This is a genomic window from Halomonas sp. MCCC 1A11062, assembly GCF_021404355.1.
GTDB lineage: Bacteria > Pseudomonadota > Gammaproteobacteria > Pseudomonadales > Halomonadaceae > Halomonas > Halomonas aerodenitrificans.
The window spans coordinates 76,661-100,290 of the sequence record NZ_JABFTW010000012.1 but is presented as its reverse complement, the minus strand read 5'-3'; the positions used below and the strand labels follow the sequence as shown (position 1 = coordinate 100,290).

Annotated in this window: 22 protein-coding genes; 10 read left to right on the top strand and 12 right to left on the bottom strand. The window is 65.3% G+C overall.

Annotation, left to right across the window (positions count from 1 at the left end; all coding sequences use genetic code 11):
* Positions 1-184: 184 nt before the first annotated feature.
* From HOP58_RS14340 to HOP58_RS14330, 3 genes are read right to left on the bottom strand one after another with little or no spacing between them, the layout of a single operon-like run.
* A complete protein-coding gene (locus HOP58_RS14340) occupies positions 185-1,255 on the bottom strand; it encodes a TRAP transporter substrate-binding protein (RefSeq protein WP_234260680.1) in 1,071 nt (356 codons plus the stop codon).
* A 44-nt stretch (positions 1,256-1,299) separates the two neighbouring features.
* Complete coding sequence (locus tag HOP58_RS14335) at positions 1,300-2,268, bottom strand: PDR/VanB family oxidoreductase (RefSeq protein WP_234260679.1); 969 nt, start codon at positions 2,266-2,268, stop codon at positions 1,300-1,302.
* Complete coding sequence (locus tag HOP58_RS14330) at positions 2,265-3,326, bottom strand: aromatic ring-hydroxylating dioxygenase subunit alpha (protein ID WP_234260678.1); 1,062 nt, start codon at positions 3,324-3,326, stop codon at positions 2,265-2,267. Before HOP58_RS14330 ends, HOP58_RS14335 begins: the two co-directional genes overlap by 4 nt.
* Before the next feature lie 273 nt (positions 3,327-3,599).
* Here HOP58_RS14330 and HOP58_RS14325 point away from each other — a divergent pair, with 273 nt between their 5' ends.
* The 4 genes from HOP58_RS14325 (at position 3,600) to HOP58_RS14310 (ending at position 7,428) form a co-directional block, all read left to right on the top strand.
* Positions 3,600-4,304: a GntR family transcriptional regulator gene (locus tag HOP58_RS14325; protein ID WP_234260677.1), complete on the top strand. Its 705-nt coding sequence runs from the start codon at positions 3,600-3,602 to the stop codon at positions 4,302-4,304.
* A 271-nt stretch (positions 4,305-4,575) separates the two neighbouring features.
* Positions 4,576-5,610: a TRAP transporter substrate-binding protein gene (locus tag HOP58_RS14320; protein WP_234260676.1), complete on the top strand. Its 1,035-nt coding sequence runs from the start codon at positions 4,576-4,578 to the stop codon at positions 5,608-5,610.
* A gap of 14 nt (positions 5,611-5,624) precedes the next feature.
* On the top strand, positions 5,625-6,149 hold the full coding sequence (locus HOP58_RS14315) for a TRAP transporter small permease subunit (protein ID WP_010627565.1): 525 nt from the start codon (positions 5,625-5,627) through the stop codon (positions 6,147-6,149).
* Complete coding sequence (locus HOP58_RS14310; RefSeq protein ID WP_234260675.1) at positions 6,142-7,428, top strand: TRAP transporter large permease; 1,287 nt, start codon at positions 6,142-6,144, stop codon at positions 7,426-7,428. The genes HOP58_RS14315 and HOP58_RS14310 overlap by 8 nt, the downstream gene beginning before the upstream one ends.
* Before the next feature lie 58 nt (positions 7,429-7,486).
* Here HOP58_RS14310 and HOP58_RS14305 read toward each other — a convergent pair whose 3' ends face one another.
* Entirely contained in the window at positions 7,487-8,395 is a 909-nt protein-coding gene (locus HOP58_RS14305; RefSeq protein ID WP_234260674.1) for a helix-turn-helix domain-containing protein, read from the bottom strand.
* Between the two features lie 139 nt (positions 8,396-8,534).
* Here HOP58_RS14305 and pobA point away from each other — a divergent pair, with 139 nt between their 5' ends.
* From pobA to HOP58_RS14280, 5 genes are all read left to right on the top strand, one after another.
* Positions 8,535-9,719 carry a 4-hydroxybenzoate 3-monooxygenase gene (gene pobA / locus HOP58_RS14300; RefSeq protein WP_234260673.1) on the top strand — a complete coding sequence of 395 codons (1,185 nt, stop codon included), beginning with the start codon at positions 8,535-8,537 and terminating at the stop codon, positions 9,717-9,719.
* A gap of 254 nt (positions 9,720-9,973) precedes the next feature.
* Positions 9,974-10,906 (top strand): tripartite tricarboxylate transporter substrate binding protein, encoded by a 933-nt coding sequence (locus HOP58_RS14295; protein WP_234260672.1) that lies wholly within the window; start codon positions 9,974-9,976, stop codon positions 10,904-10,906.
* Positions 10,907-10,978: 72 nt separating this feature from the next.
* Positions 10,979-11,479, top strand: coding sequence for a tripartite tricarboxylate transporter TctB family protein (locus tag HOP58_RS14290; RefSeq protein ID WP_234260671.1), 501 nt, complete (start codon positions 10,979-10,981; stop codon positions 11,477-11,479).
* Positions 11,480-11,509: 30 nt separating this feature from the next.
* Complete coding sequence (locus HOP58_RS14285; RefSeq protein ID WP_026038017.1) at positions 11,510-13,015, top strand: tripartite tricarboxylate transporter permease; 1,506 nt, start codon at positions 11,510-11,512, stop codon at positions 13,013-13,015.
* Positions 13,016-13,061: 46 nt separating this feature from the next.
* Positions 13,062-14,285: a CaiB/BaiF CoA-transferase family protein gene (locus tag HOP58_RS14280; RefSeq protein ID WP_234260670.1), complete on the top strand. Its 1,224-nt coding sequence runs from the start codon at positions 13,062-13,064 to the stop codon at positions 14,283-14,285.
* 6 nt (positions 14,286-14,291) lie between these two features.
* On the opposite strand, the gene HOP58_RS14275 is transcribed toward HOP58_RS14280, so the two are convergent.
* Complete coding sequence (locus tag HOP58_RS14275) at positions 14,292-15,005, bottom strand: SDR family oxidoreductase (RefSeq protein ID WP_234260669.1); 714 nt, start codon at positions 15,003-15,005, stop codon at positions 14,292-14,294.
* A gap of 277 nt (positions 15,006-15,282) precedes the next feature.
* Here HOP58_RS14275 and HOP58_RS14270 point away from each other — a divergent pair, with 277 nt between their 5' ends.
* The gene (locus HOP58_RS14270) at positions 15,283-16,335 is read left to right on the top strand and encodes a GGDEF domain-containing protein (RefSeq protein WP_234260668.1); all 1,053 of its coding nucleotides are present in this window, start codon (positions 15,283-15,285) and stop codon (positions 16,333-16,335) included.
* 123 nt (positions 16,336-16,458) lie between these two features.
* Here the strand turns inward: HOP58_RS14270 and HOP58_RS14265 are convergent, their stop codons facing one another.
* The 7 genes from HOP58_RS14265 to HOP58_RS14235 all read right to left on the bottom strand — a co-directional run bounded on the left by HOP58_RS14265 (position 16,459) and on the right by HOP58_RS14235 (position 23,516).
* The gene (locus HOP58_RS14265) at positions 16,459-17,127 is read right to left on the bottom strand and encodes a nitroreductase (RefSeq protein WP_234260667.1); all 669 of its coding nucleotides are present in this window, start codon (positions 17,125-17,127) and stop codon (positions 16,459-16,461) included.
* A gap of 53 nt (positions 17,128-17,180) precedes the next feature.
* Entirely contained in the window at positions 17,181-18,404 is a 1,224-nt protein-coding gene (locus HOP58_RS14260; RefSeq protein ID WP_234260666.1) for an ABC transporter substrate-binding protein, read from the bottom strand.
* A gap of 93 nt (positions 18,405-18,497) precedes the next feature.
* The gene (locus HOP58_RS14255; protein ID WP_234260665.1) at positions 18,498-19,052 is read right to left on the bottom strand and encodes a MarR family transcriptional regulator; all 555 of its coding nucleotides are present in this window, start codon (positions 19,050-19,052) and stop codon (positions 18,498-18,500) included.
* Positions 19,049-20,188: a cyclohexanecarboxyl-CoA dehydrogenase gene (gene aliB / locus HOP58_RS14250; protein ID WP_234260664.1), complete on the bottom strand. Its 1,140-nt coding sequence runs from the start codon at positions 20,186-20,188 to the stop codon at positions 19,049-19,051. Before aliB ends, HOP58_RS14255 begins: the two co-directional genes overlap by 4 nt.
* Positions 20,189-20,213: 25 nt before the next feature.
* Complete coding sequence (locus HOP58_RS14245) at positions 20,214-21,011, bottom strand: enoyl-CoA hydratase-related protein (RefSeq protein WP_234260663.1); 798 nt, start codon at positions 21,009-21,011, stop codon at positions 20,214-20,216.
* A 47-nt stretch (positions 21,012-21,058) separates the two neighbouring features.
* A complete protein-coding gene (locus HOP58_RS14240) occupies positions 21,059-21,826 on the bottom strand; it encodes an SDR family oxidoreductase (protein WP_234260662.1) in 768 nt (255 codons plus the stop codon).
* A 43-nt stretch (positions 21,827-21,869) separates the two neighbouring features.
* On the bottom strand, positions 21,870-23,516 hold the full coding sequence (locus HOP58_RS14235; RefSeq protein ID WP_234260661.1) for an AMP-binding protein: 1,647 nt from the start codon (positions 23,514-23,516) through the stop codon (positions 21,870-21,872).
* Between the last annotated feature and the right edge of the window lie 114 nt (positions 23,517-23,630).

Below are 23,630 nucleotides of genomic sequence, written 5' to 3'. Positions count from 1 at the left end.
TGAGCGCTTGTTGTTCGAAGATACTGTTGTGCATTTAAACAATAGGTAGGTTACAGCAGTTGCCGAGCCGGGTCATGCCTGCCTTTCTTCGACTTTGGTCTGATGGGAGAGAAACGAAGACGGCAGCCCGAAGGCTGCCGTCAACGAAGGATTACTTGGCGAGTAGCGGTGAAGAGTGAAGAACTCAGACGCGGCACTCGTCCTGTAGCGCGAGGGCGGCTTCGTAGATCTCCCTGCCTTCCTCGCCGACCTCATCCAGGTAGCGTTCGATGGTCTCGTTCAGCACCGGACCCCAGTCGGGATGCTCGAGGGCATCCTCGATGACCAGGAACTCGTGGCCGGCCTCTTCGGCGTCCTGACGGCCCTGGCGGATCAGCTCGTCGTAGACCTCCGCGGCGCGCAGCGACCACTCCAAGCCGCTGTGGTCGTCGATCACCTGTTGCAGCTCCTCGGGCAGGCTGTCGTAGGTGCGCTGGTTCATGGTGGCGAACAGCGACAGGTCGTACAGCGGCACCTCGGTGTGGTAGCTGGCCAGCTCGTTGAGGCGGAAGGTCTTCATGCCCTCCCAGTTGAAGCTCAGCCCGTCCACCACGCCGCGCTGCATGGAGGTGAAGACCTCCGGCGCCGGCATGCCCACGGCCTGGGCGCCGAGTCGGGTGAACATGTCGCCGACCACCGGCGTGGGACGGCGCAGGCGCAGCCCTTCCAGGTCCGCCGGCGTCTCGATCAGGCGCTCCTTGGTGTGCAGGTAGCCGGGGCCGGTGGTGAACATGAACAGCGGCCGGGTATCGGAATACTCCTCGTCGAAGTGGCCCTGCTCATAGAGCGACTGCAGGATGCACGAGCCCTGGCGGCTGCTGGCCGAGACGCCGGGCAGCTCGACCACCTGGGTCAGCGGGAAGCGACCGGCGTTGTAGCCCTGGGCGGTGGCGCCGATGTCGGCGATGCCGTTGACCACGCCCTGGTAGGCGTTGTCGGCACCGGTGAGGGTGGCGCCGGGGAAGATCTGCACCTGCAGGCGGCCCTCGGAGGCCTCTTCGACGCTCTCCGCCCAGGCCTGGAACAGCTCGCGGTCGATCAGCGAGCCGCCGGGCCAGACGTGGGCGATGCGCAGGGTGGTGGCCTCGGCCACAACGGGGGTGGCCAGGAGCGCCGCAGCCAGGGCGCCGGTGAGGGCGCTGTTCAGGGCATTTCTCCGCGCGCCCTTCTTGGAAAGGGGCTTGGAAAGGGCGGTCACGATCTTGCTGGGTGTCATGGGGGTGTTCCTCTTGTCGTTATGGGTGTCGTCATGTGAAGCACCTACAGGTCCAGCACCAGAACCTTGCTCTTGGCCCGCGAACAGCAGGGGGTGAACTGGTCGTTGGCGGCGTGCTCGTCGTCGTCCAGGTAGAGGTCGCGGTGGTCGGGCTCGCCCTCCAGCACCCGCGTCAGGCAGGTGCCGCAGACGCCCTGTTCGCAGGAGACCATGATCTCGATGCCGTTCTCGGCCAGCACCTGATGCACCGTCTTGTCGGCGGGCACGGTGAAGCTGGCGCCGCTGCTGGCGATCTTGACCTCGAAGCTGTCGTCGTCCGCGGTGTCGGTCACGGCCCCGGCGAAGTACTCGGTGTGCAGCCGTTCGCTGGGCCAGCCCGCCGCCTTGCAGGCCGTGAGCACCGCCTCGATGAAACCGGTGGGGCCGCAGACGTAGACCCGGGCGTCAGGATCCGGCGTGGCGACCAGCGTCTCGAGGTCCAGCTTCTGCTCCGCTGCGCCATCGTCGAAGTGGAAGTGGACCCGCTCGGCGAAGCCGGACTCGGCGATGCGCCGACGAAAGGCGGTGCGCTCCGGCGAGCGGGTGCAGTAGTGCAGCTCGAACTCGGCATCGGTGTGGGCCAGGCGCTCGGCCATGCACAGCAGCGGCGTGATGCCGATACCGCCGGCCAGCAGCAGGGTGCGCGCTGCCGGCTTGAGCGGAAAATGATTCTTGGGCGCGCTGATCTGAATCAGGTCGCCGACCTGGATCTCCTCGTGCATGGCCACCGAGCCGCCCCGGGAGGCGGGGTCGCGCAGCACGCCGATCAGGTAGCGGTCGCGCTCCTCGGGGTGATTGCACAGCGAGTACTGGCGAATCAGGCCGCTTTTGACCTGCACGTCGAGGTGGGCGCCGGCGCTGAACGCCGGCAGTGGCCGACCGTGGGGATCGGCCAGCTCGAAGGTGACGATGTCCCGGGCCTCGTCGTGGCGCGCCTTGACCTCGACGATCAGCGAGAGGGGAACGCTGCTCATGGGGTGACGCCCTCCCTGGCGGTTCGCTCCTCGGTGAGGATGCGGTCGATGATGCGCCTGGCCTGTACGCCGCCGCCGTCGATGTTGAGCTTGAGCAACTGGCGCTCCGGATAGCGCAGCAGGTTGCGCTGCTGGGCCTCGAGCATCTCCAGGTCCTCGGCGAAGATCTTGCCCTGGCCCTCGCGGATCTTTTCGGTGAGCTCGCCGTCCTCTGGCTTGAAGTTGCGCGCCATGCCCCAGAAGTACCAGATCGAGGTGTCGGTCTCGGGGGTAATGAAGTCGACCACGATGCTCGACGCCTTGACCGCGGCCGGGGCGTCGTAGCCGCCATTGCCGGCATGAGCCACGCCCACTTCGATATGGACGTGGCTCGGCGGGGTGAAGCGGCAGATCTGCCAGCGATCCACCGGCACGTCGTCGGCCAGGCCACAGCCGCGCAGTGCCGCCTGCCAGAAGGGCGGTGCCGGAATGTTTTCCATGTGGCGGCTGGTGATCACTTCGTCGCCCTCCACGGTGGTCTCGGGAGCGGCCTCCTCGATCTCCGGCTGGCCGATGCTGGAGGCGTGCACGTAGGTCTCATGGGTCAGGTCCATGAGGTTGTCGATCATCAGGCGGTATTCGCAGTGGATGTGATAGAGCCCGCCGCCGTAGGCCCAGTCGGGGCTGTTGGCCCAGTGCAGCTCGGGGATCAGGCTCGGGTCGGCCTGTTCGGGATCCCCCGGCCACAGCCACACGAAGCCGTGGCGCTCTACCACCGGGTAGGCGCGAATGCTGGGGAAGCCGCGCACGCGTTGGCCGGGCATGCCGGCGCACTTGCCGTCGCAGCCCATCTCCAGGCCGTGGTAGCCGCACACCAGCTTGCCGTCGCGGACGAAGCCCAGCGACAGCGGGGCGCCGCGGTGAGGGCAAAAATCCTCCACCGCAGCAACGCGGCCTTCGTCGCCGCGAAAGAGTACGATAGGTTCGTTGCAGATGGTGCGCCCCAGCGGCTTGTCCGCGATCTCGTCCGGGGTGCAGGCGACGTACCAGGTGTTCTTGGGGAAGGGGGGTTGAGTCACGGTTCTCTCCTCGGGAGCATGGATTTATTACTGCGCTCGATATCCTGGCCGCCGGCGGTGCTCGCTATCCTCATTGAGCTACAGTCAACTCCGGTAGCTGCGCTCCGGCGGCGGCCAGCCTCTCATCGCTCGCTACATAAATCAGTGCTCCCTTCTTTGCTGAGAATGTTATGTTTGGATCCAAAAGTAGAGCTTTTCAGCCTTGTGGTGGTCAACTTATGCTTTAGTTGGATCCATTGGTAATTTCGAAAGGGCAGCAAGGGTGGTGATCGAGTGAGCGACAGCGACAAGAGCGTGGTGAGCCGGTTGCGCAAGCTGATCGGCGAGGGCTTCTATCAGCCCGGTGAACGTATCGGCGAGGTGGCGGTGGCGGAGCAGCTGGGCGTCTCGCGCACCCCGGTGCGCCTGGCCTTCCGTACCCTGGAGCAGGAGGGGCTGCTGCAGCGGGCCGGCAAGCGCGGCTTCATGGTGCGGGAGTTCACCGAGGCGGACGTGCTCTGTGCGGTGGAGGTGCGCGGGGTGCTGGAGGGGCTGGCGGCACGGCGCCTGGCGGAGCAGGGGCTGAGCCCGGCGCTGGCCGAGGAGCTGACCGTTTGGATCCAAAAGGGGCGCGAACTGCTGGCCAAGGGCTATCTGGAGGAGCGTGACGTCGACGTCTGGAGCGAGCTCAATCGGCGCTTCCACGAAACCATCGTCGGCTCGGCCGGCAGCCCGGTGATCGGCGATGCCATCGCGCGCAACAACCATCTGCCGTTTGCTGCCGCGGACTCCATCGTCATCGACAGCGAGGCGCTCGACCGGGAGTACCGCAAGCTGCAGCTGGCCCAGACCCAGCACGAACTGGTGTTCCAGGCGCTGCGCCACGGCGAGGGTGCCCGCGCCGAGATGCTGATGCGCGAGCACGCCTTCATCGGCCTGCGCTACGGCGAGCTGCTGGGGTTGGGGCCTGGGTTCGGTCAGTCGCGAGCCGACGACTGAGCGCTACCTGGCTCCAGGGTGAGGCGCTTCGCGCCCTTGGTTTGTGTCACCTTACCTTCTGAAAAGTCCAAGTTGATACTTCATTTGTCCTATTTTGCAGGCAGGTGAGGGCTTTTCCTTTGTCAAAAACAACGAAAAATCCAAGCGACATAGACTAATGTCGATTATCGGGTGGGGCGGTGGTGGGGTAGCTTAGTCGCTAAGCCGAACGTGTGTTCGTGTTGCGAACAAAGGCGCTGCAAATCGACTACAACGACCCTTGGAGGCACCCATGAACCGTGTCCTGTCCCGCTGCCTGCTGGCGGCTTCCATCGCTGGGCTCACTGCGGCTTCCGCCGCCCAGGCTTCCACGACCCTGCGCATGTCGCATTTCTGGCCGGACGGTTCCGGCATCAACCAGGAGATCTTCCAGGCCTGGGCCGATGCCGTGCAGGAGGCTTCGGGAGGCGAGCTTACGATCGAGAACTACCCGTCTCAGACCCTGACCCGCGCCGATCAGGCCTACCAGGGCGCGGTCAACGGCATCTCCGACATCGCCATCACCGCCCAGGGCTACACCGCGGGTCGCTTCCCGCTGTCGCAGATCGTCGAGCTGCCGGGGGTTTCCGACACCGCCAGCCAGGGCGCCTGCATCCTGCAGACCCTCTATGACGACGGCCACCTCGCCAGCGAGTACGACGACACCAAGGTGCTGTTCATGTTCACCACGGGGCCGGGCTACCTGCACACCGTGGACAACGACATCCAGTCGCCCGCCGATCTTTCCGGCCTGCGCATTCGCCGCCCCACCGCCGTGGCCGGCGAGATGCTCGAGCAGCTCGGCGCCCAGCCCGTGGGCATGCCGGCGCCGGACATCTACACCTCGCTGCAGCGCGGCGTGATCGACGGCCTGAGCTTCCCCTGGGAGGGCATGAAGGTCTTCCGTCTCAACGAGCTGGCCAACTACCACACCCAGGTGCCGTTCTACTCGCTGATCTTCGTCGCCACCATGAACCAGCGCAGCTTCGACCGCCTGAGCGAAGAGCAGCAGGCTGCTATCGAGGCCAACATGGGCATGCAGTGGAGCGAAGTGGCCGGCGGCGTGTTCGACGGCCTGGATGAAGCAGGCAAGCAGGAAGCCGAGGAGGCCGGGCACACCATCCGCGTGATCGACAACCCGCTCGAACACGACGATTGGGCCGGTCCGCTCCAGGCGGGGATCGAGAACTACCTGAGCGAGCTCGAAGGCCGCGGCCTGGACAACGCTCGTGAAGTCTACGAAGCCGCCATGGCGGCGCGCGAGGCCTGCTCGGTCGAGCAGGGCTGAGCCGGGAGGCCATGATGCAACCCTTGCTGTTCGCAAGCCGCCAACTGGGGCGCCTGTGCCTGCTGGTGGCGGGTCTGGCGCTGCTGGCGCTGATGAGCGTGACCATCGTCGACGTGCTGCTGCGCCTGGCGTTCCGCCTCTCAGGCGGGGCGCTCAACTGGAGCGTGATCGGCAGCGTCGAGCTGGTGCGCTATCTGTTGATGTTCTCGCTGCTGGCAGCCATGGCCGCCAGCGTGGAGCGCAGCCAGGTGGTGGTGGAGGCCTTCTCCCACGGCCTCTCGCCGGTGCTCAAGGAGCGCCTGGGCGGCCTGTTCCTGCTCGGCTTCGTGGTGCTGGGCGCGGTGATGGCCATCGGCCTGTGGCAGGAGGCGGGCATTGCCGCCCAGCGCGGCCAGGTAACCCAGGACCTGAGGATTCCCATGGGGCCGATCTACCAGTTCGGTGCCGTGCTATGCGCGCTGCTGGCGCTGCGCAGCCTGCTGCATGCCATCCTGGGCGCCTTCTTCGCCACCGAGGGGGGAGGTGTCCATCATGAGTAGCGAGATGATCGGTGGCATCGGCCTGATCGGTCTGCTGGTACTGCTGATTCTGCGGGTGCCGGTGGCGCTGGCGATGCTGATCGTCGGTGTGGTGGGCTTCGCCCAGGTGATCTCCTGGGGCGCGGCGCTCTCCATGGTCAAGTCGGTACCGGTGGACGTGCTTTCCAGCTACAGCTTCAGCGCCATTCCGATGTTCATCCTGATGGGGGTGCTGGCCGCCCATTCGGGCATGGCGGGCATGCTGTTCAACTCCACGCGCACCATCTGCGGCGGCTGGAAGGGCGGCATGGCGATCGCCACAGTGGGCTCCTGCGGGGTGTTCTCGGCCATTTCCGGTTCGTCGCTGGCCACCGCCAGCACCATGACCCGGGTGGCCCTGCCCGAGATGGAGAAGCACGGCTACAAGCGCTCGCTGGCCACCGGCACGCTGGCTGCCGGCGGCACCCTGGGCATCATGATCCCGCCCAGCATCGCGCTGCTGATCTATGCCGTGATCACCGAGCAGTCCGTCGGCGACATGTTCGCCGCGGGCATCATCCCCGGCCTGATGGGGCTGGTCTTCTATGCCCTGACGGTGAGCGTGGTGATGCGCATCTGGCCCGACATGGCGGTGCCCGGCGAGTCGACCTCGCTGAGCGAGAAGCTGCGCTCGATCTCCGGGCTGCTGCCGTTCTTCGCCGTGTTCGTGATCATCATTGCCGGCATCTACCAGGGCATGTTCACGCCCACCGAGGGGGCCAGCGTGGGCGCCTTCGCCACCATGCTCTACGCCTTCTACAAGGGCATGCGCCTGGCCGGGCTGTGGCAGAGCGTGCGGGAGACCCTGGCGCTCTCGGCGGTGGTGTTCTTCATGCTGGTGGGGGCCGAGACGCTGGGCTACTTCATCTCGGTGTCCCGCATCTCCTTCACCATCAGCACCTTCCTCGGCGGGCTGGACGTGCCGACCATCGTCATTCTGCTGCTGATCCTGCTGCTCTACTTCGTGCTCGGCATGTTCATGGATTCCATCGCCATGCTGGTGATCACGGTGCCGGTGGTGTTCCCGATCATCACCATGCTCGGCATCGATCCGGTGTGGTTCGGTATCCTCACCGTGCTGACGGTGGAGCTGGGGCTGGTGACGCCACCGGTGGGCATGAACGTGTTCGTGATCAAGGCCATGGCGCCGCATGTGGGGCTGGGCGAGATCTATCGCGGCGTGGCGCCCTTCATCGTCGCCGACCTGCTGCGCCTGGCGCTGCTGATCGCATTCCCGGTGCTGTCGCTATGGATGCTGTAGCTATAGCCCCGCATCTCTGATCTCCTGCCCCGGTTCAGCCTAGCTGACCGGGGCCTTTTCATTCGGGCGAGGCTTCGGCGTGCTGGCGCAGGCGGAAGTCCCGCGGCGAGAGCCCGGTATTGCGCTTGAAGAATCGGGTGAAGTAGGCCGGTTCGGAGAAGCCGAGGCTGTCGGCGATCTGGCTGATGGTCATGTTGGTATAGGTGAGCTGACGCTTGGCCTCCAGCAGCAGGCGCTCGTGGAGCAGCTGTAGCGCACTACGATTCGCCAGGCGGCGGCACAGGGCGTTGAGGTGCGCACTGCTCATGCCGAGCCACTCGGCAAACTGCTCGACGCTGGGCTGCTGGCGGTACTGCGCCTCGATCAGGGTCTGGTACTGGGCGAGGTGCTCATGGCCGCGGTCGCGACTCCGCGGCTCCGCGGTGGCGGGGCCGTGCGGCTCGGCCAAGCGCGCGAGCTCCACGCACAGGGCCTGCACCAGCGCACCTAGCATGCGGTCGCGGCCCGGCGCGGGCCGGCGGTATTCGGTGTCGATCTGCTCAACCAGCGTGGCCAGGCGGCCTGCCTGGGCCGTTTGTTCCAGCGGGAAGTAGTTGGCCTGGCGGAGCGCCTTGGCCTGCTCCTCGAGCTGCTGGCCGAGCTGTTCGGCCAGCGGCTGGGCCAGGGTGACGATATGTCCTTCGATATCCTGCGAGAAGCGAAAGCCGTGAATGCTCATGGCAGGCACCACGATGGCCAGCGGCCCCTGCAGGGCGTGCTGGGTGCCCTCCAGCTCCAGCTCGACCCGACCACTGGCGATGTGCAGCACATGGACCAGATCGGCATGCCGGTGGGGGCGGATGTGCCAGTCGTGCAGCCGGCTGCGCTCGGGGATCGATTCGCAGTGCAGCAGGTCGGGTGTCGGCCAGGGGTGGGTCTCGCCGTAGAGCTTGAATACGGGCACCGAGGCCGGGGGGGAGTTCGACATGGGGTCACCTGTACGACCAAAGTCGATAAAGAATGTGCGGAAAGTCCAACTATTGGTATTTATCTTGCCTTAATAGCCGCGCCTTTTCATTGAAAAATGCAACTCATATGTCGCCCCTGACAATAATGAGGCTTTTTTCATGAAGACCCAGGTAGCCATCATCGGTGCTGGCCCCTCCGGGCTGCTGCTCGGCCAGCTGCTGAGCCGCCAAGGCATCGACAACGTGATCCTCGAACGCAAGAGCGGCGAGTACGTGCTCAGCCGCATTCGCGCCGGCGTGCTGGAGCAGGGCATGGTCGATCTGCTGCGCGAAGCGGGCGTCGACGCACGCATGAACGCGGAGGGCCTGCCTCACGATGGCGTCGAGCTGGCCTTCGACAACCGACGCGTGCGCATCGATCTGGCCGGGCTGACCGGCGGCAAGACGGTGATGGTCTACGGCCAGACGGAAGTGACCCGCGACCTGATGGAGGCGCGCGAGGCCGACGGCGGCACGACGATCTACGAGGCCGACAACGTGCAGCCGCATGACCTCGAAAGCGACGCTCCCTACGTCACCTTCGACAAGAACGGCGAGACCGTGCGCCTCGACTGCGACTATGTGGCCGGCTGCGACGGCTTTCACGGCGTGTCGCGCCAGTCGATCCCCAAGGATCGCATCAAGGAGTTCGAGAAGATCTACCCGTTCGGCTGGCTAGGCCTGCTGGCCGATACGCCGCCGGTTTCCGACGAGCTGATCTACGCTCGTCACGAGCGCGGCTTCGCCCTGTGCAGCATGCGCTCGGCGACCCGCAGCCGCTACTACGTGCAGGTGCCCCTCGACGAGAAGGTCGAGGACTGGTCCGACGAGCGTTTCTGGGAAGAGCTCAAGCGGCGTCTGCCCGAAGAGGTGGCGGCCAAGCTGGTCACCGGCCCTGCGCTGGAGAAGAGCATCGCGCCGCTGCGCAGCTTCGTGGTCGAGCCTATGCAGTACGGCAGGCTGTTCCTGGTGGGCGACGCCGCCCACATCGTGCCGCCCACCGGCGCCAAGGGGCTCAATCTCGCCGCCAGCGACGTCAACACGCTCTACCGGCTGATGGTGAAGGTATACCAGGAGGGCCGCACCGACCTGATTCCCAACTATTCCCAGACCTGCCTCAAGCGTATCTGGAAGGCCGAGCGCTTCTCCTGGTGGATGACTTCGCTGCTGCACAAGTTCTCCGACGAGGAGGACTTCGAGACCCGCATGCAGCAGGCCGAACTCGATTACCTGACGTCTTCGGAGGCCGGTCTCAAGACCATCGCCGAGAACTACGTCGGGCTGCCCTACGAGTCGCTCGAGTAGCGCCTCTTTCATGCTCCTCTTTGCCCGGGCCGTGGCGGTTGGCCCGGGCTTTTTCATGTCTGCCGAGACACTCGCTAAGACTAAGGTCGGGTTTGGAGCCCGGTCGCAACCCAGTACTCTCGATTCGATAACGAATAAGTGTGCGCTTTGCGAACAAATCCAAACGACGATCATTAGAGGTGGCGAAAATGAGTGGCGTGAAAAAGAGCTTGCTGAGAACGGCATGCCTGGCGGCATGTGGCGCAGGGCTGACGATGGCGGTCTCCGTCTCGACGGTGCATGCCAACGAGTGGCCGACCGGTGACGTGCGCCTGGTCGTGCCCTATGCGCCGGGCGGTACCACCGACGTACTGTCGCGTCGCGTGGCCGACCTGCTGCAGGATGAGCTCGACGCCAACGTGGTGGTGGAGAATCGGCCGGGAGCGGGTTCCACCGTGGCCACCGGTCGCCTGGCGCGCGGTGGGCGCGAAGCCGCTCATACCATTCTGATGGCCTCGCCCGGGCATACCATCGGGGCGGCAATCTATCCCGACCTCGACTACGACCCGGTCGAGGATTTCGTCTTCCTGCAGAACCTGATCGACATCCCCAACGTGATGGTGGTGCCGGCCAGCAGCCCCTATGACAGCGTCGAGGAGTTCGTCGAGGCGGCCCGCGAGCAGAACATGACCTTCAGCCACAGCGGTGTGGGCAGCTCCATCCACATGTCGGGCGAGCTGTTCAAGACGCTGACCGAGACCAACCTGACCGCCGTGCCGTTTGCCGGCAGCGGTGCCGCGCTTCCGGCTCTGCTGGGTGGCGATGTGAACGTTTCCTTCGAGAATATGCCCACCGTGCTGTCTCACATTCGCTCCGGTGATCTCAAGGCGCTGGCGGTGACCTCTGCCGAGCGTTCCGAGCATCTGCCCGACGTGCCCACCCTGGTGGAGATCGGCGACTACAACCTGGACCAGTTCGTGACCACCGCCTGGTTCGGCCTGATCGCTCACGAGTCCTTCTCCGAGGAGGCTCAGGAGGCCATGCGCGAGGCGCTCGATGCCGTGATGCAGCGCGAGGAGTTCGTCAGCTTCGCGGACCAGCTGGGTGCCGAGCCGGGCCAGGTGGCCGGCGAGGAGTTCAAGCAATTCGTCGCCCAGGAGGTCGAGCGCTGGCAGGAAGTGGCCGAGCAGGCCGGCATCAGTCAGTAAGCGAGTCGACCGCTTTCACCGTTCGTCGAGGCGAGGCTCTGTCCTCGCCTCACCTGTCCTCTGGAGGGTGTCATGTCGTCCTCGTCGTCCAAGCGTGTCATGGCGGTTCGCGACCCCGGAGACGTTCTCTCGGGGTGTGTGCTGCTGGTCGCTTCTATCATCCTGCTGTTCTATCTGATACCCAACTACATCAGCGAGCCGCCCATCATGCAGAGCCCGCTGATGTCGCCGCGCTGGCTGCCGCGCATCGTGGGTGGGTTGATGCTGCTCTTCTCCTGCCTGCTGATCGTGCAGGGGCTGCTGGTGGACAACACCGACAAGGAGGATGGACGCCGCATCGAGAAGGGGCCCCGGCTGCGTTTCGCCATGATGGCGGCGGCGCTGGTGGTCTACGTGGCGCTGTTCGAGCCTCTGGGTGCGGTGATCAGCGGCATCCTGGCCACGCTGATCCTGTTCGCCGCTCACCCGGTCAGGACCTGGTGGGTCTACAGCCTGGCCTTCGTGTTACCTGCCGCGGTCACCTTCGTCTTCGTGAAGGTCATGAACGTACCGCTGCCGCTGATGCCGTTCTGACGGCAGGCGCTACTGCCCCTGGGTGAATGCATGGATATGTTTTCGGAAGTCCTTCATCTCTTTCTCAGCCTGGACAACTTCCTGGCCATTGCGCTGGGGGTGGTCATCGGCGTCGTGGTCGGCTCGATTCCAGGACTGACCGCCACCATGGCCGTCGCGCTGGCGCTGCCGTTCACCTTCACCATGGAGCCGGTGGCGGCCATCCTGCTGCTGGTGGGGATCTACAAGGGCGGCATGTACGGCGGCTCGATCACGGCCATTCTGATCCGTACCCCGGGCTCGCCGGCCTCCGCCTGCACCCTGCTCGACGGCTATCCCATGGCCCAGCAGGGCCACGCCAAGAAGGCGCTGAAGACGGCGCTCTACTCATCGGTGATTGCCGATTTCATCTCCAACATTGCGCTGATCTTCTTCGCCGCCTACCTGGCCAAGATCGCGCTCAACTTCGGTGCGCCGGAGTTCTTCTGGCTGATCTGCTTCTCGCTGACCATCATCATCTCGTTGGCCAGCGGCTCGATGATCAAGGGCCTGCTCGCCGCCTTGATGGGCATCCTGCTCTCGCTGGTGGGGCTGGACGAGGTCTACGGTTCCCAGCGCTTGACCTTCGGCAACTACAACCTGATGGATTCGATCTCGTTCATCCCGCTGCTGATCGGGCTGTTCGCCATCCCCGAGATCATCGAGTTCTACCGCAAGAAGGCGCTGCCGCACCTCAAGGCCAAGGCCAGCGGGGTGGGCATGACCCTGGCGGAGCTCAAGCGCTGCCTGAAGAGCATCATTCGCGGCAGCCTGATCGGCGTGATCATCGGGGCGATTCCCGGCACCGGGGCCACCGCCGCCGCGTTCATCTCCTACAGCGATGCCCGGCGCCGCTCGCCCAACCGTGACAACTTCGGCAAGGGTGAGGTGGAAGGTGTGGCCGCCTCGGAGGCAGGCAACAACGGGGTGGCCGGAGCGACCATGATTCCGCTGCTGTCGCTGGGCATTCCCGGCGACGTGATCACCGCCATCATCCTCGGTGCCTTCATGGTCCACGGCCTGACCCCAGGCCCGATCATGTTCCAGGAGAACCTGACGCTGATCTACGCGCTGTTCGTCGGCATCATGTTCAGTTCGCTGGTGCTGCTGGTGGTGGGCAACGGGGCGATCAAGTACTTCTCGCTGATCGCCGACATTCCCAAGTCGATCCTCTTCCCCATCGTGCTGATGTTCTGTGTCTACGGTGCCTACGCGGTGAACAACGATACCTTCGACGTGTGGTTGATGCTGGGCTTCGGCGTGCTCGGCTACATCTTCAACCGGGCGGCGATACCGGCGGCACCGTTCTTGATCGGCTTCATTCTCGGGCCGATGTTCGAGGACAACCTGCGCCGCTCGCTGCTGATCGGGCACAACGATCTCTCGATCTTCGTGCGCGGTCCGATCACCTGGTTCTTCATCGCCCTGACGCTGGGTTCGATCCTGCTGGCGCTGTATCGCTATGCCGCGGCGCGCCGTCAGTCCGCCAGCGCCGCCACGACGCAGGAGAGCCCGTGAGTGGCATCGAGCGCACGAGAGCAACGCAAGAATCGGGAGAGGTGATATGGCGGGACCGCTGACAGGCCTGCGCGTGCTCGACCTGAGCCGCGTGATGGCCGGCCCCTGGTGCACCCAGATACTTGCCGACATGGGCGCCGAGGTGATCAAGATCGAGCGCCCGGTGAGCGGTGACGACACGCGCCACTGGGGCCCGCCCTGGCTGAAGGATCGCGATGGCAACGAGACCCGCGAATCCGCCTACTATCTCTCGGCCAACCGCGGCAAGCACTCGGTGACCGTGGATATGAGCAGGCCCGAAGGCCAGGCGCTGATCCGTGAGCTGGCCGCCGAGAGCGACATTCTGGTGGAGAACTTCAAGAGCGGCGGGCTGGCTCGCAAGGGGTTGGACTACGCCACTATGGAGGCCATCAATCCGGGGCTGATCTACTGCTCCATCACCGGTTTCGGTCAGACCGGGCCGATGGCCGCCCTGGCCGGCTACGACTACCTGATCCAGGCCCAGGGCGGGCTGATGAGCATCACCGGCGCGGCTGACGGCGAGCCCGGCGCGGGACCGCAGCGAGTCGGCATGGCAGTAGCGGACCTGACCACCGGCATGAACGCGACCATCGCCATTCTCGGCGCGCTGCATCATCGCCACCTGACCGGCGAAGGGCAGTACATCGACATGGCCCTGCTCGACGTCCAAGTGAGCTGGCTGGCCAACCAGGCGCAGAACTACTTCTGCAGCGGTACGCCACCCACCCGCACCGGCGAATACCATCCCAACCTGGTGCCCTATCAGCCGTTTCCCACCGCCGACGGCGAGAAGGTGATCATCGCCATCGGCAACGACGGCCAGTTCCAGCGCTTCTGCCAGGCGGTGGGGCGGCCCGAACTGGCCGAGGACCCACGCTTCGCCACCAATCCGGTGCGGGTGAGACATCGCCTCGAGCTGGTACCGATCATGGTCGAGATCACCCGCCGCCGCATCGCCGCCGAGTGGATCGCGCTGCTGGGCGAGATCGCGGTGCCCTGCGGGCCGATCCAGAACATTGCTCAGGTCTTCGACGACCCTCAGGTCAGGGCGCGGGAGATGCAGATCGAGCTTGAGTCGCGCCACGGGCCGGTGCCCGGCGTGGCTAACCCGATCAAGTACTCGCGTACGCGGCTGGAGTATCGCAAGGCGCCGCCCGCGCTGGGCGAGGATACCGAGGACGTGCTGGCGAGGCTGCTCGACAAGGCGCCGGAGGAGATCGCCGAGTTGCGTCAGCGGGGTGTGGTCTAGCGCGGATCAGCCGACGCTGACCCCGCCGCAGACGAACAGGGTCTGGCCGGTGACGAAACCGCTGCGCTCGTCGCAGAAGAAGCTCACCGCCTGGGCCACGTCCTCGGGCTGGCCCATGCGTCGCGCCGGAATGTTGTCGATGATGCGCCGCGCGCGTTCGGAGTCCGGCGGGTTGTTCTCCCAGAAGGCGCTGGTGGCGATGGGGCCGGGGGCAACACAGTTGACCGTGATGCCGTCGCCGGCCAGCTCCAGCGCCCAGGTGCGGGCCATGGATTGCAGTGCGCCCTTGGTCGCGCTGTAAAGGCTGCGCGCTTCCTTGCCCAGCACCACGCGGCTGGCGTTCATGACGATACGGCCATGGCGGCGCTCGCGCATGCCCGGCAGCAATGCCTGGGTGCAGACCAGCGCCGAGCGCACGTTGAGGTGCATCAGGCGATCAAAGTCCTCCACTCGGGTTTCATCGAGCAGCGCCGGCGCGACGATCCCCACGTTGTTGACCAGGCAATCCACGCTGTGATTCGCGATGATCTCGGCAAGCATTTCTCGGGTCGCTTCCACCTCGGCGAGATCGACCAGGCGGGCATCGGCCCTGAGCGATTCCGCCTCGGGCTCGACGATATCCAGCACGATGGTGCGATAGCCGTCCTGTTGCAGGCGCAGCGCGATGGCCTGGCCGATGTTGCGGGCGCCGCCGGTGACGATTGCGCAGGGTTCGGTCATGTGGGGTGGTCCTTGCAAGAGCTTCCGGTTGGTGACGCTGCAGAGGGGGGTAGATCGTACGCAATGCGTACATAAGTTCGTTTCAAGGCTGAAGGTTGCGCTCTATCGCCACAATGCGACCTTCGTCTTGAGCGTTGATGGGTGACCTCAAGGCCCCCGCCGCCCGGCCGATATACCTCTGTTACCATTTGCAAATATGATCATCGGCGTCGGGTGGGGTCATGCTGTCGTGAGGCCTACTTTCTCGAGAAGTGGCGACATCAGGGGCGGGGGAGCAATGAAGACACCACTAGCGCGGAGGTGGCGGGTCGAGAGCGACACTGACTTGGGAGCGGACTCGCGACGATTCTGGCTGGCCAACTGCTTCTTGATCATCGTTGCGCTGACCTCCCTGGCGTATGCCTTGATCAACTTCTTCTACTTCAAGGCTATCCCTTTAGCGGTCGTCGAGCTGGGGTTCTTCGTCATCGTCGTGCTGGCGCTGACGGACATGCGCATCAACCGTAACATCGAGCGATCGGCTTGGGTGACGGTCCTGTCCTGCGGTCTCCTCTCTGCTTTCTTCTTTTGGTATGTGCAGGCGGGTGTCTCTGCAGCGGTATGGACGGTTTTCTTCGCTATCATCAATTTTTTCCTGCTCGGCACGCGCAAGGGCTTGCCCGTTTACTTGGTTTTTTTCGCAGTCATCCTGTCATTGACCCTGAGCTACCGAAACGACTGGCCGGCGCTGTCTGGGGCCGCCCTGACCAATATCCTCGGCGCGATGATGGTCTTCGGTGCCGCGGCGTATTACCAGGAACGGTCCCGGGAAGCCGCCCACGATAGAATCGAAACGCTAGCCAACCAGGACAGTCTGACCGGCATCTCGAACCGCCGCCATTTCTTACAGCGCTTCGAACGGGTTCGCCAAGCTATGTGCGACCTGGATCGTCCGTATGCCCTCGTCCTCATCGATATCGACAACTTCAAGGCGATCAATGATGCCCACGGGCATGCCGTCGGGGACCAGGTCATCATCGCCGTCACCCAGCGCTTGCTTTCAGCCGTCCGTGCTCAGGACCTGGTCGCCCGGCTGGGGGGAGAGGAGTTCTGCGTCCTTCTCTACGATTGCGGGGAGAGTGCTGCCTGGCGCCTCGCCGAGAAGCTTCGCCTGGCCGTAGGTGCGGAACCTGTGTCGGTGGAAAGTCAGAGTGTACACGTGACGATCAGTGCGGGTGTCGCTGTCGGCGACCCGCAACTTCAAGGGTTCAACGAGATGTTTGCGGATGCGGACAGGCACCTCTATGCCGCCAAGGCAAAGGGGCGCGATCAGGTGGTGGATCAGCTGTAGCCCTGATGCCGTCTTGTCTTCGGGGCATTCGGTATTGCTTCTTCGCTTTCGTCAGCGACGCCCGCAGGCCCAGGGGCGCCGCATCGGAAGTCCAGCTTTGTGGGACTGTTTCGTGTGATGCGTCTAATCTCCGTGAAATCTGGCGATGCTTCCCACCGGTTCACGCTCGGTGATGAAGTGGTTCTCCGGTGCCTCGGGGTCTTCGTGGCCCACGGCGATGGCGCACAGCACCAGCTCGCTGTCGGCCAGCCCCAGCTGTTCACGGATGATCCGGTGATACCAGGCCAGCGCGGCCTGGGCGCAGGTGTGTAGGCCCTGGCCTCGGGCGGAGGTCATCAGGCTCTGGATCAGCATGCCGGCATCCATGTAGCTGCCGGTCTCGAGGCGTCGGTCGATGGTCACTATCATGGCCACCGGGGCGTCGAAGAAGTGAAAGTTGCGGCGCATCTGTTCGTGGCGCCGGGCCTTGTCTTCACGCCTTATGCCAAGGGTCTCGTAGAGGCCGTAGCCGCAGCGCTGGCGGCGCTCGCGATAAGGTTCGAACCACTGGGTGGGGTAGTAGGTGTACTCGGGTTGATGCTCCTCGCCGCTGTCGAAGGCGGCGAGAATGGCAGCGCTGAGCCGGTGCAGTGCTTCGCCCGCCACCACGTGAACCTGCCACGGCTGGATGTTGCTGCCGCTGGGCGCGCGCCCGGCGACTTCTACGATATGGGCCAGAGTGTCGCGGCTGACCGGGTCGGGCAAGAAGCGGCGAACGGACTTGCGGCTGCGGATGGCGTCGTCGACGTGCATGCAGTGCTCCTCATGAAGCTGCCGGACCGCTGGCGGAGCGGTCCGGCAGGTGCTCAGGAATTGACCAGATGACAGCCGCTCTGCGCCAGCGGCAGAAAGGCCTCGTCTCCCGGGATGGTACGTACGATCCGATAGAGATCCCACTCGCCTTTGGACTCGGCGGGCGACTTCACTTCCACCAGGTACATATCGTGGACCATGCGCCCATCCTCGCGGATCACGCCGTTGGGAGTGAACATGTCGTTGACCGGCGTCTCGCCCATCCAGGCGCGCAGCGTGGCGGCATCGTCCGTGCCGGTGGCCTCGATGGCGTTGAGGTAGTGCATGGAGCTCGAATAGACACCTGCCTGGACCATGGTCGGCATGCTGCCCATGCGCTCGTAGTAGCGCTGGGCCCAGGCGCGGGCCTCGTCGTTCATGTCCCAGTACCAGCCGGTGGTGAGCTGCATGCCCTGAGTGGTCTCCAGCCCCAGCGCATGGATGTCGTTGAGGAACACCATCAGTCCTGCCAGGGCCTGACCCGACTCCGCCAGGCCGAACTGGCCGGCGGTGTTGATGGCGTTGACCGTGTCGGCGCCGGCGTTGGCCAGGCCGACGATCTTCGCCCCGGAGCCCTGGGCCTGCAGCATGTAGGAGGAGAAGTCGGCGGTGTTGAGCGGGTGGCGCACCTTGCCCAGAACCTGGCCGCCGCTCTCTTCCACCACCTTCTCCACATCGGCCTCCAGCGAGTGGCCGAAGGCGTAGTCGGCGGCGATGATGTACCAGCTGTCGCCGCCCACCTCGACAATGGCCCGGGCCGAGCCGTTGGACATGGCGTGGGTGTCGTAGACCCACTGGATGTGGTTGGGCGTGCAGTGCTCATTGGTCACGCTGAGCGCAGCGGCGCCGGACACCATGCCGATCTTGTCGTGCTCGGCCAGCAGACGGGTGGCGGCAATGGTCACCGACGAGGCGACCAGCCCCGCCACCATGTCGACGTTGCGCTGGTCGATCCACTCGCGCACGGTGTTGGCGCCCACGTCGGCGCTGTTACGGTCGTCGGCGCTGAACACCTCGATGGGGGCGCCGTGAATGCTGCCGCCGTGGTCCTCCACGGCCATGCGCAGCGCCTCTAGCCCGCCGGGGCCGGCCAGGTCGCGGTAGGGGCCGGACATGTCGGCGAGATAGCCGATGCGGATCGCGTCATCGCTGATCTCGGCCTGGGCAGTGCCGGCAACAAGGGCCACGGTCAGGCCCAGCAGGCCGCTTTTCAGGGTGAATTGGCGTTTTGCGGACATACGAACTCTCCTACCTCGTGCATTACGAGGCTATTTGTTGTTGGCGTTGTGGGGTCGTGCGTCGTGATGGGGTGCGTTTGGGCTCTGGGTGGTTCAGCTCTCCTCGCGCTCGGCGTTGGGGGCATCCTGCATGGCGATGGCCTCCAGGTCCTTCTGGAACTTGTTGAGGTAGTGCAGCAGGCTCACCGTCTCGTCGAAGGTGAAGTTGGCGAGCCCCTGGGCATAGAACTCGTGGATCTTCGGCTGCAGGCTCTCCCAGAAGGCGCGGCCTTTATCGGTGAGCAGGATCAGCCGGGCGCGCTTGTCGTCGGGATGGGGGATGCGCTTGACGTGGTCGTCCCGCTCCAGCCGCTTGAGCACGCCGTCGAGGTTCTGGCGGCTGACGATCAGGTACTCGGTGAGCTGATTGAAGGAGATGCCGTCCTCATATCCCTTGCGCGACAGGGCGCCGAGCACGGCCCACTGGACCGTGCTCAGGCCGACCTGGCCCACCGTCTGCTTCTGCAGGATGTTGCTGGCCTGGAAGAGACGGAAGAACAGCCGGTTGGCCACGCTCTTGTCGTCCTGAATCGCCATCGATGGCACTCCTTTGTCGAGCAGCGCCGCCAGGCGGGAGTCAGGGCGTCCGGTCGCGATGAGGCTGGTCATCTGGGCACCGCCTGGCGAGCGATGATGTTTTTCATGATCTGGGCGGTACCGTCGCCGATCTGCAGCCCCAGCACGTCGCGCATGCGCTGGGAGAAGGGCATGTCCTCGCCCCAGCCGGTGTGGCCGTGGGCCAGCATGCACTGCTTGATCACGTCGAAGGCAAGCTTCGGCCCCCACCACTTGTTCATTGCCGCTTCGCTGGTGTGGGGCAGCTCGTTGTCCTTCAGCCACAGCGCGTAGTAGCACTGCAGACGGGCGGCCTGAACGTAGGTCTGGTACTCCGCCAGCGGATGGGTCAGGCCCTGGAAGGCGGCGAGCTTGTGGCCGAAGGCCTCGCGCTCGGTGAGCCACTGCCAGGTTTCGTCCAGCGACTGCTGCGCCACCGCCAGGCACTGCAGGCCGATCAGCGCGCGGCTGTAGTCGAAGCCCTGCATCACCTGCTTGAAGCCCTGACCCTCGTCGCCGAGCATGTGATCGGCCGGTACCGCGACATTGTCGAAGAAAATCGAGCCCCGGCCAATGGCGCGCTGTCCCGAGTCCTCGAAGCGGCTGGTGGAGATGCCGGGCGAATCCATCGGTACCAGGAAGGCGCTGATGCCGGAGGCACGCTGCTCCTGGGTGCCGGTGCGGGCGAACACCACCGCCACGTCGGCCTGATCGGCCATGGAGATCGAGGTCTTTTCGCCGCTGAGCAGGAAGCGCTCGCCGTCGCGGGTGGCCTTGAGCTTGAGGTTGGCGGCATCAGAACCGCCGTGGGGCTCGGTCAGCGCGATACAGGCGATCTTGCGCCCGGAGGTGATGCCGCCGAGCCACTCCCGGGCCAGCTCGGGGCGGGCGTAGCGGGCGATGATCTGGCCATTGAGCGAGGCCAGCAGCGGCAGGTAGGCGACGTTGAAGTCGCCGCGGGCGATCTCCTCGACGATGATGCCGCTGGTCACGCAGTCCAGGCCGCTGCCGCCGTACTCCTCGGGTAGTTCGCCGCCCAGGCAGCCCATCTCGCCGAGCTGGGCGACGATCTCGCGCTCGATGCACGCCTCCTGCTCGCGGGCCCGGTAGCGCGGGGCCAGGGCGTCGGCGGCCAGCCGCGCCACGCTCTCGCGAATGGCCTGCTGCTGTTCGGTAAAGGCAAAGTTCATGCTGTCGTCCTCGCGGCAGGGGCCGTCACTTGTAGAACTTCCTGAACTCGGGCCGGCGCTTCTCCTTGAAGGCGGCCACCCCCTCCCGCGACTCGTCGGTGTCGTAGTAGAGGCTCAGCGCCTGCATGCCCATGGCGCCGATGCCGGCGATGTTCTCGCTGTCGGCATTGAACGAGCGCTTGGCGATGGAGAGCGCGGTGGGGCTCTTCTCGAGTATCTCGTCGCACCACTGGCGCACCTCCTCGTCGAGCCTGTCGGAGGGCACCACGGCGTTGGCCAGACCCCACTCCAGCGCTTGGGCGGCGCTGTACTTGCGGCACAGGTACCAGATCTCGCGGGCGCGCTTCTCACCGATCACCCGCGCCATGTAGGCGGTGCCGAAGCCCGGGTCCACCGAGCCCACCTTGGGGCCCACCTGGCCGAACACGGCGTTCTCCGAGGCGATGGTCAGGTCGCACACCAGTGCCAGCACGTGGCCGCCGCCGATGGCGAAGCCCTGCACCCGGGCGATCACCGGCTTGGGCACTTGTCGGATCAGCGTCTGCAGCTCCTCCACCGGCAGGCCGATGATGCCGCGGCCGTCGTACTGGCCCTCATGGGCGCCCTGGTCGCCGCCGGTACAGAACGCCTTGTCGCCGGCGCCGGTGAGCACGATCACCCCCACCGACTTGTCCCAGCCGGCGCGGTTGAAGGCGTCGAGCAGCTCCATGCAGGTCTGGCCGCGGAAGGCGTTGTAGCGCTCCGGACGGTTGATGGTGATGGTCGCCACGCCGTCGGTGACGTCATAGAGAATGTCTTCGTAGTTCGGTGTCTGCAGTGTCATGAGTGGCTTCCTGAAAGCGTTGTGGGGCTGAAAGCGTCGCTGGGGCGTCAGCCCGCCATCGTGAGGCCGCCGGAAACGCTGATTACCTGGCCGGTGATGAAATCGGCGTCGTCGCTGGCGAGCAGGGCTATGATCCCCGGGTAGTCCTCGGGCTGGCCGATACGGCGCATGGGCACCGCGTTGCGGAACGCCTCGAGCAGCTTCTCCGGATCGCGTGAGGTCTCGGCAAAGCCCTGCAGCAGCGCGGTATCGGTGGGGCCGGGGCAGACCACGTTGAGGGTCACCCCCTTGGTGGCGAGCTCCCGGGCCAGGGTCTTGCTCAGCCCCAGCAGGCCGGCCTTGCAGGCGGCGTAGACTGCCTCACCGGAGGAGCCGACCCGGGCGGCGTCGGAGGCGACGTTGATCACCTTGCCGCCGCCGGCCTCGATCATCCGCGGCAGCACCACGTGGTGCATGTTGAGCGCGCCGGTGAGGTTCACCGCGATCAACGACTCCCACAGCGCGGGCTCGGTCTTGAGGAACGGCATGAAGCGGTCGAAGCCGGCGTTGTTGACCAGTACCCTGGGCACGCCGAGTTCGGCCTCGATACGCTCGATTGTCTCGACGATGGCTGCGTAGTCGGTAATGTCGGCGCCATAGGCGCGGGCCTGGCCGCCGGCTTCGGCGATCACCTCAACGGTGCTGCGGGCGGCGTCGAGATCGCGGTCGAGCACCGCCACCTTGCTGCCTTCCTCGGCGAAGCGACGACACACCGCGCGGCCGATGCCGCCGCCGCCACCAGTGATGATGACGGTCTTGTCCTGAAGTCCTCTCATGCAGCTCTCTCTCGTTGCGGATTGGGTAAACGGATGCCTCGCGTCACGCCACGTTCTGGGCGGCCTGCTCGCGCAGCTTGAATTTCTGGATCTTTCCTGACGGCGTACGCGGCAGTTCGTCGAGCACTTCGAGGAACTCCGGCTGGTACTGGCGCGTCACCTGACGCTCGCTGAGAAAGGCGGTGACCTCCGCCAGCGTCAGCGACTCGACGCCTTCCTTGAGGCTCACGTAGGCGCACAGCCGCTCGCCGAGGCGTTCGTCGGGACGACCCACCAGGGCCACCGCCTGGATTGCCGGGTGCTGGTAGAGCGCGTTCTCGATGTCGACGATGGGGATGTTCTCTCCGCCGCGGATCACCACGTCCTTGGAGCGGCCGGTGATGCGCACGTAGCCCTGCTCGTCGAGGCGTGCCAGGTCGCCGGTGGGAAACCAGCCCTCGGCGTCGACGCCGTAGAGCTCCGGCTGCTTGAAGTAGCCGACGAACAGGCTGGCGCCGCGAACATAGAGTGGCCCCTCCTGGCCGGGCGGCAGGGTATTGCCCACCATGTCGGTGACTTTCAGCTCCATGAAGGGCAGGGGCAGGCCGTCGGTGTGCACAGCGCGAGAGGGGGCGTCGCCAGGTCGGGTGGTGGTCACCGCACCGTTCTCGGTCATGCCCCAGGCGGAGATGATGCGCGTCGGCAGGTTGCGTGCGGCCTTCTCCACCAGCGGGCTGGGGATCGGTGCGCCAGCGCACATGAAGAGCTTGAGCGACTGCAGGTCGGGACCGTGGGCCTCGGCCTGCTCGGCGATATCGGCCAGGAATGGCGTGGAGCCGAGCATTAGGTTGGGCTGCTCGGAACGAATGATGTCGACGGCCTCGGCCGGTTTCCAGGTGTCCTGCAGCACCGCGGTGGCCTGAAGGTAGACGGGCAGCATCAGGCCGTAGAGAAAGCCGAGCTGGTGCGCCAGCGGCGAGGGCATGAACACCGTGTCGTCGTTGCCCAGCCCCAGCCGGGTGGCGAAAGGGCGAATGTGACTCATCAAGGTGTTGGAGGTGTGCATTACCCCCTTGGGTTTGCCGGTGGTGCCGGAGGTATAGAGCAGTTGCACCACGTCGTCGCCGCCGGGGCGGCGCTCATGGAATAGCGTAGCGGTATCCGTTTCCCGCTCCCAGGCGCGTTCGAGGAGTACCGACTCGAAGCTGTCCGGGCCCCCACCACCCACCACCAGCACCTGCTCGAGGCCGGTGAGTTCAGCCTTCAGGCCGCGGGCCATGGCGGCGTGATCGAAGCCGCGAAACACTCCGGGGACGACGAATACCTTGCTCTCGGCCTGGGCCAGCATGAAGCGCAGCTCGTGCTCGCGGAAGATCGGCATCAGCGGATTGAGCACCGCGCCGATGCGGATACAGGCCAGGTGCAGCGCGGTCATCTGCCACCAGTTGGGCAACTGGCAGGAGACCACGTCGCCCTTGGCCACGCCCAGGCCGGCCAAACCCGCCGCCATGCGGGTGACCTTCTCGTTCAGTTCGGCGTAGGACAGCGAGTCATGGCTGCCTTCGGCCACGCGGTAGGTGACGATGGCCGGGCGACCGGCGGCGCTGGCCACGGCCTCATCCAGATAATCCGTCAAGAGCATGTCATTCCAGGCGCCAAGCGCGATCATCGCTTGCCTGCGCTCGGGAGTCAGATTCGTCTCGATAGGCATACGAGCTCCTGATATTGCCGTTGTTTCGTTGTTGTGGCTGGCGCCGGTGCTTGGTGCGGCTCGACGCGTCTGGGGATCAAGCTAGGCGAGTCGAAATTTTATGTCAATACGTTG

What these genes read in the sequence shown, in the direction of transcription:
- HOP58_RS14240 (WP_234260662.1), bottom strand. Translation starts at nt 21,826, where the DNA reads ATGAGAGGACTTCAGGACAAGACCGTCATCATCACTGGTGGCGGCGGC.
- HOP58_RS14290 (WP_234260671.1), top strand. Translation starts at nt 10,979, where the DNA reads ATGTCGTCCTCGTCGTCCAAGCGTGTCATGGCGGTTCGCGACCCCGGA.
- HOP58_RS14280 (WP_234260670.1), top strand. Translation starts at nt 13,062, where the DNA reads ATGGCGGGACCGCTGACAGGCCTGCGCGTGCTCGACCTGAGCCGCGTG.
- HOP58_RS14310 (WP_234260675.1), top strand. Translation starts at nt 6,142, where the DNA reads ATGAGTAGCGAGATGATCGGTGGCATCGGCCTGATCGGTCTGCTGGTA.
- HOP58_RS14320 (WP_234260676.1), top strand. Translation starts at nt 4,576, where the DNA reads ATGAACCGTGTCCTGTCCCGCTGCCTGCTGGCGGCTTCCATCGCTGGG.
- HOP58_RS14260 (WP_234260666.1), bottom strand. Translation starts at nt 18,404, where the DNA reads ATGTCCGCAAAACGCCAATTCACCCTGAAAAGCGGCCTGCTGGGCCTG.
- HOP58_RS14295 (WP_234260672.1), top strand. Translation starts at nt 9,974, where the DNA reads ATGGCGGTCTCCGTCTCGACGGTGCATGCCAACGAGTGGCCGACCGGT.
- aliB (WP_234260664.1), bottom strand. Translation starts at nt 20,188, where the DNA reads ATGAACTTTGCCTTTACCGAACAGCAGCAGGCCATTCGCGAGAGCGTG.
- HOP58_RS14270 (WP_234260668.1), top strand. Translation starts at nt 15,283, where the DNA reads ATGAAGACACCACTAGCGCGGAGGTGGCGGGTCGAGAGCGACACTGAC.
- HOP58_RS14315 (WP_010627565.1), top strand. Translation starts at nt 5,625, where the DNA reads ATGCAACCCTTGCTGTTCGCAAGCCGCCAACTGGGGCGCCTGTGCCTG.
- HOP58_RS14340 (WP_234260680.1), bottom strand. Translation starts at nt 1,255, where the DNA reads ATGACACCCAGCAAGATCGTGACCGCCCTTTCCAAGCCCCTTTCCAAG.
- HOP58_RS14305 (WP_234260674.1), bottom strand. Translation starts at nt 8,395, where the DNA reads ATGTCGAACTCCCCCCCGGCCTCGGTGCCCGTATTCAAGCTCTACGGC.
- HOP58_RS14285 (WP_026038017.1), top strand. Translation starts at nt 11,510, where the DNA reads ATGGATATGTTTTCGGAAGTCCTTCATCTCTTTCTCAGCCTGGACAAC.
- HOP58_RS14265 (WP_234260667.1), bottom strand. Translation starts at nt 17,127, where the DNA reads ATGCACGTCGACGACGCCATCCGCAGCCGCAAGTCCGTTCGCCGCTTC.
- pobA (WP_234260673.1), top strand. Translation starts at nt 8,535, where the DNA reads ATGAAGACCCAGGTAGCCATCATCGGTGCTGGCCCCTCCGGGCTGCTG.
- HOP58_RS14255 (WP_234260665.1), bottom strand. Translation starts at nt 19,052, where the DNA reads ATGACCAGCCTCATCGCGACCGGACGCCCTGACTCCCGCCTGGCGGCG.
- HOP58_RS14245 (WP_234260663.1), bottom strand. Translation starts at nt 21,011, where the DNA reads ATGACACTGCAGACACCGAACTACGAAGACATTCTCTATGACGTCACC.
- HOP58_RS14335 (WP_234260679.1), bottom strand. Translation starts at nt 2,268, where the DNA reads ATGAGCAGCGTTCCCCTCTCGCTGATCGTCGAGGTCAAGGCGCGCCAC.
- HOP58_RS14275 (WP_234260669.1), bottom strand. Translation starts at nt 15,005, where the DNA reads ATGACCGAACCCTGCGCAATCGTCACCGGCGGCGCCCGCAACATCGGC.
- HOP58_RS14235 (WP_234260661.1), bottom strand. Translation starts at nt 23,516, where the DNA reads ATGCCTATCGAGACGAATCTGACTCCCGAGCGCAGGCAAGCGATGATC.